This is a genomic window from Paenimyroides marinum (genome assembly GCF_900108395.1).
Taxonomy (GTDB): domain Bacteria; phylum Bacteroidota; class Bacteroidia; order Flavobacteriales; family Flavobacteriaceae; genus Flavobacterium; species Flavobacterium marinum.
Genome location: NZ_FNXE01000012.1, coordinates 53,968 through 67,661 on the forward strand (window position 1 = coordinate 53,968; position 13,694 = coordinate 67,661).

11 protein-coding genes are annotated in these 13,694 nt (G+C 32.5%); 8 read left to right on the plus strand and 3 right to left on the minus strand.

Annotation, left to right across the window (positions count from 1 at the left end):
* Positions 1-15 precede the first annotated feature (15 nt).
* From BLW20_RS05765 to BLW20_RS05780, 4 genes are read left to right on the plus strand one after another with little or no spacing between them, the layout of a single operon-like run.
* A complete protein-coding gene (locus tag BLW20_RS05765; protein ID WP_091097312.1) occupies positions 16-3,192 on the plus strand; it encodes an efflux RND transporter permease subunit in 3,177 nt (1,058 codons plus the stop codon).
* Positions 3,179-4,645: an efflux transporter outer membrane subunit gene (locus BLW20_RS05770; protein WP_091097314.1), complete on the plus strand. Its 1,467-nt coding sequence runs from the start codon at positions 3,179-3,181 to the stop codon at positions 4,643-4,645. The genes BLW20_RS05765 and BLW20_RS05770 overlap by 14 nt, the downstream gene beginning before the upstream one ends.
* A gap of 36 nt (positions 4,646-4,681) precedes the next feature.
* Complete coding sequence (locus BLW20_RS05775; RefSeq protein WP_091097316.1) at positions 4,682-5,200, plus strand: shikimate kinase; 519 nt, start codon at positions 4,682-4,684, stop codon at positions 5,198-5,200.
* Positions 5,201-5,243: 43 nt separating this feature from the next.
* Complete coding sequence (locus BLW20_RS05780; RefSeq protein ID WP_091097318.1) at positions 5,244-7,166, plus strand: T9SS type B sorting domain-containing protein; 1,923 nt, start codon at positions 5,244-5,246, stop codon at positions 7,164-7,166.
* Between the two features lie 111 nt (positions 7,167-7,277).
* Here the strand turns inward: BLW20_RS05780 and BLW20_RS05785 are convergent, their stop codons facing one another.
* Positions 7,278-9,362 carry a M1 family metallopeptidase gene (locus BLW20_RS05785; RefSeq protein ID WP_091097320.1) on the minus strand — a complete coding sequence of 695 codons (2,085 nt, stop codon included), beginning with the start codon at positions 9,360-9,362 and terminating at the stop codon, positions 7,278-7,280.
* A gap of 81 nt (positions 9,363-9,443) precedes the next feature.
* Here BLW20_RS05785 and BLW20_RS05790 point away from each other — a divergent pair, with 81 nt between their 5' ends.
* On the plus strand, positions 9,444-10,718 hold the full coding sequence (locus BLW20_RS05790; RefSeq protein ID WP_091097322.1) for a DEAD/DEAH box helicase: 1,275 nt from the start codon (positions 9,444-9,446) through the stop codon (positions 10,716-10,718).
* Between the two features lie 13 nt (positions 10,719-10,731).
* On the opposite strand, the gene BLW20_RS05795 is transcribed toward BLW20_RS05790, so the two are convergent.
* Positions 10,732-10,941, minus strand: coding sequence for a hypothetical protein (locus tag BLW20_RS05795; protein ID WP_091097324.1), 210 nt, complete (start codon positions 10,939-10,941; stop codon positions 10,732-10,734).
* A 69-nt stretch (positions 10,942-11,010) separates the two neighbouring features.
* Between BLW20_RS05795 and BLW20_RS05800 the strand changes: the two genes are divergently transcribed.
* The 3 genes from BLW20_RS05800 to BLW20_RS05810 are packed head-to-tail and all read left to right on the plus strand — an operon-like array spanning position 11,011 to position 13,212.
* A complete protein-coding gene (locus BLW20_RS05800; protein ID WP_091097326.1) occupies positions 11,011-11,595 on the plus strand; it encodes a hypothetical protein in 585 nt (194 codons plus the stop codon).
* A gap of 10 nt (positions 11,596-11,605) precedes the next feature.
* Complete coding sequence (locus BLW20_RS05805; RefSeq protein WP_091097328.1) at positions 11,606-12,769, plus strand: hypothetical protein; 1,164 nt, start codon at positions 11,606-11,608, stop codon at positions 12,767-12,769.
* 8 nt (positions 12,770-12,777) lie between these two features.
* A complete protein-coding gene (locus BLW20_RS05810; protein ID WP_245725281.1) occupies positions 12,778-13,212 on the plus strand; it encodes a hypothetical protein in 435 nt (144 codons plus the stop codon).
* Between the two features lie 153 nt (positions 13,213-13,365).
* Here the strand turns inward: BLW20_RS05810 and BLW20_RS05815 are convergent.
* On the minus strand, positions 13,366-13,694 hold a 329-nt coding region (locus BLW20_RS05815; RefSeq protein ID WP_143037740.1), incomplete at its 5' end, for a transposase.

The following is a 13,694-nucleotide window of genomic DNA, read 5'->3' on the forward strand; positions in this document are numbered from 1 at the left end:
AAAAATTCTTATTTTATGCTGAAGAGTATCATTACCAGACCTATCTTGTCTGCCGTAATATCTATTATATTGGTATTATTGGGAATTATTGGAAGCCAAATGCTACCCATTACCCGTTTCCCTGAAATTGCACCTCCAAGTGTTAGCGTTAGTTTATCGTATCCTGGAGCAAGTGCGGAAACCGTTGCAGAAAGCGTGTTATTACCTATCGAAGAGGCAATCAACGGCGTAGATGGAATGACCTATATTTCGTCAAAGGCAAGTAACAGTGGTTCAGGAAATATCACCATTAATTTTGAAGCCGGGACTAATCCGGATCAGGCTGCAGTAAATGTACAAAACCGTGTTTCTAAAGCTACCGGACAAATTCCCAGTGAAGTAAACGAAGCAGGAATTACCGTTACGCCTCGCCAAAGCGGTAATATTATGACTATTAATATTTTCAGCGACCATCCCGAACAAATTTATGACGAAACTTTTTTACAGGCTTTTTCTCAAATTAATCTAAACAGAGAATTATTACGGGTACCCGGCGTTGCTGCCGTTTCACGTGTGGGGGCACGAGATTATTCAATGCGTACCTGGTTAAACCCAGAAAAATTAGCATTGTATAACGTTACACCACAAGAAGTTATTGCTGCTATAAAAGATCAAAGTTTTGAGATTGCTCCGGGAAAATTCGGTGAAACGTCTGATGAAGTTTTTGAAACCACCTTACGTCACAGCGGTAGGTTCAACTTGCCTGAAGAATATGAAAACCTTGTTATCAAAACCAATGAAGACGGATCTTTCCTATTTTTAAGAGATGTTGCCCGTGTAGAATTTGGTGCATCAAATGTGGGGAGTGACAACAGTGTAAATGGTTACCCGGGATTAACGCTGAATATTACTCAAACAAGTGGTTCAAATGCCCGTGATATTGATGTAGGTATCCGCGAGGTATTGGAAAAAATTTCCCAAACGTTTCCAAATGGAATCAAATACGATATTACCTATTCTGTAAAAGATCAGATCGATGAATCAATCAGCCAGGTAAAACATACTATTTTTGAGGCATTTATTTTAGTATTCGTTATTGTTTTCATCTTTTTACAAGATTTCAGATCAACACTTATTCCTGCCATTGCCATTCCGGTTTCCTTATTGGGAACCCTGTTTTTCATTTATTTGTTAGGTTTTTCAATTAATATTTTAACAATGTTTGCATTGGTTCTGGCAATTGGTATTGTGGTTGATGATGCCATTGTAGTGGTAGAAGCTATTCACGAAAAAATGCACGATACAGGTCTTACCGCCAAACAAGCAACATTGGAAACAATGGGCGAAATAAAAAGTGCCATCTTATCTATTACAATGGTTATGGCTGCCGTTTTTCTACCTGTTGGGTTTATGCAGGGACCTGCGGGAATTTTTTATCAGCAGTTTGCGTACACGTTGGCAATTGCCATTTTGTTATCGGCTGTAAACGCCTTAACTTTTACCCCGGCATTATGTGCTTTATTTTTACGAAGAGGACACAGCATTCAAAAAGATATAAAATTTAAAGGAGATCAAAGACCTAAATTTATCAAAAGCTTTGATAAATCTAAAAAGAAATTCTTTAAAAAATTCAATGTATATTTTGATCGATTTACACATTTATATATTCACTTCCTTCAAAAGTTATTAAAAAAACCGGTTGTTACTTTATTAGCAATGGTTGCAGTAATTTTAACAGGTGCCGTTTTAATGATGCGTACGCCTACAAGCTTTATTCCTACAGAAGACGATAGTTTTTTAACCTATTCTATCACCATGCCTGCCGGTGCATCACTTGCAAGAACTAAAACTGTTTTGGCACAAGCAGATAGCATTTTAAAAAACCGTCCTGAAATTGGCGGTATGACAAATATATCAGGATATAATACCATTGATGCCGCTACAAGCCCTTCTTTTGCTGTGGGATACATCAATTTAAAACCTTATAAAGAACGTGGTAAGATAAAAAACATCAACGAAATTATTAATTTATACCAATCAGAATTAAACAAATTAAACGAAGGTAAATTTAGTGTGTTTCCCAGACCCACCGTTCAAGGATTTGGAGATTTTAGCGGGGTGGAGTTTGTATTGCAGGATCGTTTAAGTGCCGGATTTGACAAATTCGATGAAACAGCTCAAAACCTGATTAAAGAATTAAACAAGCGTGAAGAAATAAGCAATGCTTTCACATCTTTTAATGCCAATTTTCCGCAATACGCTTTAGATATTGATTACATCAAAGCAAAAGCACTCGGGGTTAATATTAAAGATTTAATGAATACCATTCGGGCGTATTACGGTCGTGTACAGGCTGGAGATTTTTCACGTTTTGGTCGTCAGTATCGTGTGTATATGCAAGCTGATGTTGATTTTAGAAATGCACCCGAAACGTTTAATTCCATCTTTGTAAAAAATAAAAAAGGGGAAATGTTGCCCGCAAATACATTGGTTAAATTGCGAAAAGTATATGGCCCCGAAACGGTAAACAGATATAATTTGTTCAATTCCATTTCAATAAAAGCAACACCTGCCGATGGGTATTCAACTGGTGATGCTATTAAAGCTGTAGAAGAAGTTTCAAAAAAATTGCCCGGAAATTATTCGTATGAATTTACAGGAATGACTTTAGAAGAAAAATCTTCAGGAAGTCAGGCACTTTACATTTTTGGAATCAGTATTTTGTTTGTTTATTTCCTTCTGGCGGCTCAATACGAAAGCTTTTTATTGCCTTTAGCGATCTTGATTTCAGTTCCTACCGGTTTTTTAGGTGTCTATGGATTTATTAATTTAGTGGGATTAGAAAACAATATCTATGTACAGGTAGGGTTAATTATGTTGATTGGATTACTTGCCAAAAATGCTATCCTGATTGTAGAATTTGCATTACAGCAACGCAAAAAAGGAATGCAAATTATTCAGGCAGCAGCCGAAGGTGCAAAAATGAGGTTACGCCCAATTTTAATGACATCGTTTGCTTTTATTGCCGGATTAATTCCATTGATGTTTACTGTGGGACCATCAGCAATAGGAAATAAATCGATCAGTATCAGTGCTGCAGGCGGAATGCTTATAGGTGTGATCTGCGGGATTTTATTTATCCCGGTATTGTTTTATTTTTTTCAAACGTTTGACGAACATTTAAAATCAAAAGTTACTTATGAAGAAGAATAGTCAAAAGATAAAATATATAAGCTTCGGAATTCTGGTTTCATTGAGTATTGTTTCTTGTAATTCACTAAAAAACGATTACGAATACAATGTTGAAGTTCCTGATATTTACATCACAAACGATAGCATAACTGAAACCGACTCAGCAAATATTGCGTTGATTCAATGGGAAGATTTTTTCAATGATGAGCAGTTGATCGCTTTGATAAAACAAGGAATTGAGAATAATTTTGACATGCGATCGGCATTAAAAAATATAGAAATTGCTCAACTAAAAGCAAATCAGGCAAAACTAAACTGGTTGCCAGATGTAGATGCCACATTAGGAAACATGGCATATCAATACCGCTCAGAAGATTTTTATAGTAATCCATCTGGCAACTGGTATGCCGAAAAAGGAACCGAACCACCCAAAAATATGTATAATTATACCATGCAAAACATGAGCGGTATTTCGGTAAGTTGGGAAATAGATATTTGGAGAAAATTTAAAGATCAGAAACAAATCGCTTTAAATGATTATCTGGGAACAACAGAAGCAAGAAAAGCAATACAAACAAACCTTATCTCTCAAATCGCTGAAGGATATTATAATTTAATTCTTTTAAATGCACAATTAGAAGTTGCCCAGACAAACTTTGAATTATCTAAAAATACTTTGGATATCATTCAATTACAATATGAAGCCGGACAGATTACGGCATTGGCAAAACAACAGACAAAATCGCAAATGTTAACTGCAAAAGCTTTGATTCCGTCATTGAAACAACAAATTGCCTTACAAGAAAATCAATTGAATTTTTTAGTAGGAAGTTTTCCAAAAAATATAGATATTTCTTCAAAGAAATTAGAAAACTATTTTTATCAGGATACTTTAACAGAAGGCGTTCCTTTGCAGCTTTTACAAAACCGTCCGGATATACGCTCTGCCGAACTTGATTTGTTATCTGCCAATGCAAACGCAGGGATCACTCAAAAACAAAAATACCCGTCGTTAAAAATTGATTTGGGAGGCGGTGTAAACAGTATGCTTCCTGAAAATTGGTTTAATATCCCGGGTGCATTGTTTGGTTCTGTTATTGGTGGTGTTACCGCTCCCGTTTTTAATAAAAAGAAATTAAAAACAGCATACGAAATCGCTTTAATAGAACGAGACAAAACTGAAATTTCTTTACAACAAACAGTGAACAAAGCCATAAATGAAGTAACTGACGCATTGGTTGTAATTAAAACAATTGATGAACAATTAGAAATAGCCGAAGAACAAGTTGTAAATTCAAGTTTAGCGGTTAGACAATCCAATTTATTATTTAACAGTGGTTTTGCTACGTATTTAGAAGTTATCAACGCACAAAGAAGTGCCTTAGAAAATGAACTTAATTTAAACAGAATTCGTAAAAATAAACTTACCGCACGCATCCAACTCTATAAAACCTTAGGTGGCGGATGGCAGTAAAAAATCTAAATAAGTATATATTTTTCATCTTTTACAATGCAAAAAATTATTTTAGTGGGATATATGGGAAGTGGCAAAACAACGATTGGCAAAAATTTGAGCCTTTTAACCGGATTGCCGTTTGTAGATTTAGACACTTATATTGAAGAAAAAGAAAATTTATCGATCCAGGAAATTTTTAAAACAAAAGGTGAAATTTATTTCAGAAAACAGGAACACAACTGGTTAAATGAGTTGTTAAATCTAAACACTCCTATAATAATAAGTTTAGGAGGAGGTACGCCTTGTTATGCTAACAATCATTTACTTTTACAAAATAATAATGTTTTGTCATTTTATCTAAAAGCTAATATTACTACTTTAGTAAATCGTTTAAAAGATGCCAAAAACAGACCTTTATTAAATAATATAGATGATTTGCCTTCATTTATTGCTCAACACTTATTTGAACGATCTTATTTTTATAATTTCTCTCAGTATAAAATTGATGTAAACAACAAAAAAATTAACAGTATTTGTAACGAAATTTCAGAAATAATCAACCTTAAAAATTAATCTATTATTATTTTTTTTATATTTATGGGTAAATTTTGATACTATGAAAAAAATATTTACTCAATTATTATTTATTTTAAGTCTTAATTTTTTATACAGTCAAAGTATAGACCCATCTCATGTAATTAATCTTTGTTCAAACCAAAGCGTTCAAGGTACCACACCTACTACAAATATTTACAATAATTTATATACTTCTTGTAGTTTTTTGGCATTATCAAGCGATATTACTTTGTACTATGTAGAAATTGAATCGGGTTCCACATTTACATTTACAGTAACACCAAACGCAATGGTTGATTTTGATTTTGCCTCATGGTTAAACCCTAACTTATTTAATTTAGGTCCCAGCGATCGTGGTTCTCAAAACACAATTATAGGTATTACCACACCTGATATAGGTTTGTCTATGTTAGAACCCATAGAGCTTTGTGAAGGTGCAGGTGTTTCACCTCCTAATACAGGGAATGTACCTGGAATGGTGAGATGGTATGACGTAGTACCCGGAGATGGCATTTTGATTGCAATTGATCACTGGGAAAGTTCTGTTGTTAGCTATGATTTATCTTTTGGTGGTGATGCTGTATTGAATTGTAGTGTTATCGGAAAAATCTATGAAGTTTGCGACTGGGATAAAGACGGTAAAGAGTCTTTTGATTTAGAGCATATCAAAGACGAAATAAACAACATCAATAAAACATTCACAATTGATTTCTTTGAAAACGAAAGTGATGCCAAAACATTGACTTCAAGCAATATTTTATCTTCACCATATGACGTTTCAACTGACGACAGCCCTAAAACAATTTATGCTCGGTTTAGACGGGCAAATGGTTTATTGGCACGGGTTACTGAAATAACTTTTATTGTAAATCCAGTTGCCGAAATACCCGATTATGACTTAGAATTAGAGGTGTGTGACTTTGATCAAACAAAAGATGAATATTTTAACCTTACAGAAATTGAATCTGAAATTAATGCTTTAAATAAAACAAAGCCCGAATACAAATATTATGAGAATCAAGAAGATGCTTTAGAGGATAACGAAAATTACATATCCAATCCAAACAATTATCTTTCACGAACAAAAACCATTTATATACAAATTTCAGTAAACGGAAAGTGTCCTATCGTGGTTCCACTTAAATTAAAAGTAGATACTTTAGGGTTTCCACCATCTACAATTGATTACTCAGAATTTTGTGCCATTGAAACAGCAGATAGTTTGGTGTATGATTTAGAAAAATCAATTGAATATTTTATAGGAGAAGAAAATATAAACGATTATGAATTCACTTTTTTCAGCGATCGAAATGACGCGATAAGTAAATCAAACCCAATAACAACCCCAAATGCATATAAAGTTCCTTTTAATCATTCCGAAACTGTTTATCTGAGAATTGAAAATGAAAGACAATGCTTTATTTTATCTGAATTGAATCTTGATTCTAAAAAACGAATCACCCTGCAAGACAATTACAATATTGGCTGTGAACCTTATATTTTGCAACCTCTACCACTGGGCTATAATTATTTTACTGAACCCAATGGAAATGGAAAAAGATTAAAACCTTATGGTGAAGATGCTATTATTTACGGGCAACGTACGATATATATTTATGGGAACAGCTTATTTGTTGATTCTGAATATCCTGATTTTAACCAATGTACTTACGAAACCCAGTTTACCGTTTACAATAACGATTGTCCTGTTCCAAAAGGAATATCTCCAAATAATGACGGAATGAATGACCATTGGGACTTAACTCCGTTTGGTATTACCAAACTAAATATTTACAACCGATCAGGTTCTGTAGTTTTTAGTTACGGAGAAGGATATACCAACCAATGGCACGGACAAACAAATAATGGTTCTATTTTACCTTCAGGTACTTATTTTTACAGTTTTGAATCTATTAATGGTCCAAAAACCGGTTGGGTCGAAGTTATTTATGAAGTAGAATAATTTAAAAGAATTTATTGTTACAAAAAATTCAGATAGTAAAAACGTGCCAAAAAAAGTTAGTCTTTATTTGAGCACGTTTGAAACAATATTAAATTTATTTAATTATACAAATCACATCTCCTCAATCAACTTTTTCAAGGCATCATGTTCGTCTTGGGGCAGATAAGGAATCAACTTTTTAAAGTGGTCTTTAAATTCTTTTCTCTCACATAAACGAATAATTGCATCTCTTCCAAATTTTTGAAATCTACTGTCGTGATGTACCAGTGCATTTACTAAATGTGGCAAGGTGTTACTGTCATATTTATTCAAATACCACATAGCATTTATGGCATTGGTACGCACATTACTGGTATATTTAATATAAGCAAAATTTTCTAATTCTGAATACAAATGTGTTTTTTGATCGTTTTTATAATTTTCAGTAGCCAAGGCAAACATCAACCAGGTAATCCTTAGATTGTAATCGTTGAATCCTTTCCATGATGCCGTTTTATTTAATAAATCTGCTCTGCCTGATTCATCTTGCAACCACAAGTTTTTTAATACAATTTCTCTGGTAATATATGAATTATCGTTCAAAAACTTTTTATAATCTTCTAAAAATGCCGGTGGAATTTCACTGATTATTTGTACCAACGCCTGACGCACCTTTAAATCGGTTGACTGTGCAATTGTCTGATAAAACTCTTTTGCTTCTTCGTACGGAACTTCGTGCAATTGAAAAACAATTTCGCGTTTGGTTTGCACCGGTGTATTAGAGTCCTTCAGCAGTTTTAACAATGTTTCTTTTTTGGTTTCAAAAGCTTTGGGTTGTAATTCCAGCACTTCAAAGTAAGATTTTACATAAGGCGAATTTTGTATTAAATACAAAGCATCTTTGGTATTAAACGACTTATTTTGCAACCAGTTTTGTTTGTAATTGTCCATATTAAAGTTTGGAGCAACTACTGAAACTTCGTTTAAAAAATCTTCGGTTGATGCATTTTTAAAGGCATATTTATTTAAATAGTTCTTTACGGCGGTATTAAAATTTGTCTCTCCGATCTGACTTGATAAATAAAACAACATCCACGCTCCTTTTTGATAATAGGTAATAGAGGTCGCTTTTTCGCTGTGAACAGCCGTATTTTTATTCTCTTTAGCATCTTTTGTTACCATTTCTGCCAATTCGTACATTTTCCAGTAAAAATGATCTACGCCGTAAATGTCACGTTCTGCCAACAGTGCATAATATGTTGCAAAACCTTCTTGCAACCAATGATCTTTGCCCGATTTTGCCGTAACTAAATCGCCAAACCATTGGTGTGCCATTTCATGTGCATTAACGTTCACATAATCACGATCATTTACCGCAATGTTATCTACCACGTAATTGCTGCTAAAGATAGTCGAAGTGGTATTTTCCATTCCGCCATACATAAAATCTTCAACAGGAATGTTTCTGTAAATTTGCCAAGGATAAGGATATCCTGTTTGATTTTCTAAAAAATCGAATATTTTTTTGGTATGCTGGTACGTAGTTGCGTATTTGGAAGCATCAACCGGACGAATGTAATTTTCAATCGTAATTCCCGAAGCTGATTTTTCTGTTTTTTTATCAAATTTACCAATCGCCATCATTAACAAATACGAGCTCATGGGTTTGGTCATTTTATAACTCCAGGTGGTATTTTTTCCACTTGTTGTTTTTCCATCCAATATTCCGTTGCTTATTACATCATAACCTGTTTCAAAAGTAATTTTGGTATTAAAAATCACTTTTTCGTTGTAATCGTCAAAACTCGGCAACCAATGACTGGTGTATTTTCCCTGACCTTGTGTCCAAATCTGCAAATCGGTTCCTGAACCTACATAATACAACGCCTGTTTTGGGTTGGTTTTATAACTTATGGTTACGGTATTATCGCCTTCTTTAAAACCTTGGGTAAAGGCAATTTTCTTTTTGTCGTAATGATATTTTGGGGTTTGTCCGTTTAATTTAATACCCTGAATCATCATGTTTTTTGCATCAATTTTAATGGAATCTGTCATTTCGTTCACTGTGAATTGATAAGTTACATCGCCAATAACCATGTGTTCGGCAATCTCAAAACGAATGGATGCGTTTGCTGTGGTAAAATCGACTTTTGGCTTTTCTTGTGACCAACTATTTAAAGATATTAAAAATCCTGCAGCAAGTATTAGTTGTTTCATATACTGAAATTTTATCGGATTGTATTACAAAGTGATAAAAGTACGAAATTAAAAATGTAATTTTGTCTAAAATTTTTCTGTATGGATTTTACCGAATTTGAATTAAACAACAACGTTGCCGAAGCTATTAACGATTTAGGTTACACTACCGCTACTCCTATTCAGGAAAAAGCCATTCCGCCTTTAATTGCAGGGAAAGACCTGGTGGGATGTGCCCAAACGGGAACAGGAAAAACGGCTGCTTTTGCCATTCCTGTTATAAATCACATTCACAGAATCGTAGGTTCTGGTAAAAAACGTAAACAAATTCGTACCATTATTCTGGCTCCCACACGTGAATTAGCCATACAAATTGCAGAAAATTTCGATGCATTAAGTAAATACACCCAAATCAGAACCTACGTTATTTATGGCGGTGTTGCAATGCAGCCACAAATTACCACATTGAAAGAAGGTATAGATGTTTTAGTTGCTACTCCCGGACGTTTTTTAGATTTACACAAACAAAAATTTATTAACACCGATGGATTGCAACAGTTAATTATCGATGAAGCCGATCTAATGTTAGACATGGGCTTTATCAACGATGTACGTAAAATCATTAAATTAACTCCTGATAACCGTCAAACATTAATGTTCTCCGCAACAATGCCCTTAGGCGTACGTGAACTTGCCGACGAATTTTTAAGCAATGCTGAATATGTTTCTGTAGATCCGCTTTCAAGTGCCGCAGCAAATGTTACCCAAAAAGTTTATCAGGTTGAAAAAGAAGATAAAAAGAAACTTTTAAAACACGTTCTTGAAACACAACATCTTCAAAACATACTCATTTTTACAAGAACAAAACACGGTGCCGATAATGTAATGGAATTTTTACAAAAAGCAGGTTATAAGGCAGATGCCATTCACGGTGATAAATCTCAAACTACCCGCTTAAAGATTTTAGAAGATTTTAAAAACAAAACCATTGATATTTTAGTTGCTACCGATGTGGCTTCGCGCGGAATTGACATTCAGCAATTGCCGTTTGTAATTAATTACGATATACCCAATATCCCGGAAATTTACGTGCACCGTATTGGAAGAACAGGTCGTGCGGGCGAAAAAGGTTTGGCTCTTTCGTTTGTTGGTCGGGACGAGAAAACGTATTGGCAGGATATCGAAAAACTAATTCGTTTGCAGGTTAAAGTTGTAAAAGATAATCCTTTTCCGTGGCGCGAACCAAACCCGAATGCTAAAAAAGATTTAAGAAATAAAAAATCTTCTGCAACGAATCAACAAACTAAAAAATCATCTTCTAATTCAAAATCACGAAAATCAGACGGTTCTAAAAAGAATAAAAAAAGATGGTATTAAACCATCTTTTTCATTACATATCCGCTTCTCTTCTACTTTTAAATTCATCGGTATAAGGCACAAAAACTTCCGGAAAATCAACACCTATTTTTTTATAAAGCCAACCTCCTGCAACACGGGTAACACGATAATAAAGTATTTGTTTTAAACGATTTTCATATTCGGGTATTTCTGTTTTTACAACGGTACTTTCGTGTAAGTCTAATTCATAAACTGTTTTCATAATTAATTTTATCACATTGTACTCAAAGATAAAAATATTAGAAATATATTTACATAAAATTTCAACATTATGGAAAATAACAAGGTAGCAATTAAAGAATTTGTAGAACAATTCATTGAAAACTATACGCCCGAAATTATAAAAGACGATGTGGTTGGTTTTTATAACGATGCTTTTTTGTTGTTGCAACATTTCTATTCTTTAGATAATTTTGATACCGAAACCGAAGCGTTTTATGTACAGTTTATCAATCACATTATTGAAAATGAACAACTTTTAAAAGAGTATTCAAATTTTGATTTTGGCTCTATTAAAACCTTAGCATCACTTCAAAAAAACACTGATTTTAAATCACTTACTCCCATTTATACTCCGTACAATTTTACAGAAACCGAAGAAACAATCGATCAGATTTTTGAAGAGTTAAAAACCGTAAAAGAGTTTCACAAAGAGTTAAAAGAAGAAATTGCTTATTTGTTAGATGAATATAAATTTCATTTGGAACATTTAAAAGAAAATATGCAATATAACTTTTATACCTATGAAGAATTAGAAGAAACAAATCCTTTTGATTTAGATGAAAAAATTGAAGAATTACAACAGGAAAAACAAAAGTTTATTCAAAAATACAACGATAAATTATATAATAAGTAATCTTAATTAAATGAATAAAATCACATACACCCTGTTTGTGTTTTTGGTTGCGTTTAATTGTTTTGGACAAGAAGATTCTATAAACTCTTTTGAAAACAAATTTATAAAGCATTTCACAAAACATTATACAAATGACAGTACATTTATAATAGATAAGAATTTATTATTTAAAACAAATTTTGAATCAGATAACTTTAATTTATCAATAAGTGAGGAAAAAGTTAATTTTAAAACAGAAGAAAGAATTCTTAAAAACCCTTACTATTCAGAAGAATATGATGAGTCAGATGATGATTATGATTATATGAAAAATTATCCTAAATCTTATTCCGTAATTTTTGAAAACAATCTTGTTTCCTTATTTGAAAATGGAAAATTTGCATGTTATGATATTATTACTTTTGAAAGAAATATTCAATTAGAAAATAAATTAAACCTTAAAAAATTTAAATATCATTGGGTAATTGATAAAAATTTAATTGCTCAATCAGGCAATAGTAAATTTGTTTGGAGTAATAGTAAATGGATTGAATTAAAAGAAAGAACCCCTTTAAAAAAGCAACCAAAATTATATGATGATAATGAATTTATTGTTTATTCAGATTGTTTTGGGGAATGGGGTGGTTCAATTTACTTTTATGAAAGAGCTACATCTAAGATATTCTTTACAGAATCAACCTGTGCAAATACTGTTATAAAATCTGATAAAGGTTATGAAATATTGGCACATCTTGGACACATGTCTGGATCAAGTGAAATAAAAATTGTTCCTGATCCCAGAAAATTAACTTTACTTAAACGTAGTAATAAAAAAACAAATAAAAATAGAGAAGCTTTAGGGTATTCTGATAAATCAAATGCTTTCATAAAAGTTTTTGATTTATATGATATTCAGATATTTTCACTTTTTTATCATAATAATCAAAAGCTATATGTTGTAAATGTAGCTGATTTAACTTTTCTTGCAAAAATAAATAAAGACCGAATTAAAATAGTACATCCGTTGTTTTTTGACGATTTATATACGCATAATCCAGTTACTACTCAATATGAAGATGTTACTTTAATAAATTTAGATTTTTATGGAACTGCTTTAGAAAGAGAGGTTTCTTTACTTTTGATTAGTAAAGATAGAATTGTAAAGATTGACTGGAATGAATTACAACGAAACTAATTTATAAATTGAATGATGAAGTAATGAGAATGATGAAAAAATTCAGAAATATTTTAGCCGTTATCGCCGGATTGGTCATTGGATCTCTTGTAAATATGGCATTAATTATGATTAGTGGTAAAATTATTCCGTTGCCGGAAGGAATTGACAATCAAACTGCTGAAGGTTTAGCTGCCGGAATCCATCTTTTTGAACCCAAACATTTTATTTTTCCTTTTTTAGCACATGCTTTGGGAACCTTTGTAGGTGCTTTTCTTGCAACCAAATTATCAAATCCAAAATCGATTATCGGATCAATGATAATTGGAGTTTTATTTTTAGCAGGCGGAATTTCAATGGTTTTACAATTACCTGAATCACCTTTGTGGTTTAACTGTGTCGATTTAATTTTCGCTTATGTTCCAATGGTTTATATTGGATATGTTTTAGGGAGAAGCAAATAAAATACTAATATTATCTAAGAAAAAAACATTTTACCATCACTAAACAGAACTTTTCTAATAAAATAAACCAATTTTTATTTCAAAAATTTAACAAAGAAGTTTTTGTAATTTAATTCTGTAAAAGAAATAGTCTATAAACCTGAGTTCGAATAATCAGAATATTGCTAACTGATTTGTTTTTAGCTCATTATATTGTATTGAAGGTTTTTTAGGAAAAAAAGAATAAGCAATTAGCCCTGAAATAAGGTTTGTAAAAAAGTTTCCTATAGATCTATGTCTTGAATGTTCAATTTGACACATGTTTTTCAATTCATCATTAACTGTTTCAATAACAGAACGTTTTCTCAATAGTATTTTGTCAGACAAGGTCATTAAACAGTTTTTCATATTGTTTTTAAGCTGTGTGATTAGATGAACACCATCAACAAATAATATGTCTGCAATTTTTTTAGAGATATAGCCTTTATCTGCAAAGAGTTTTC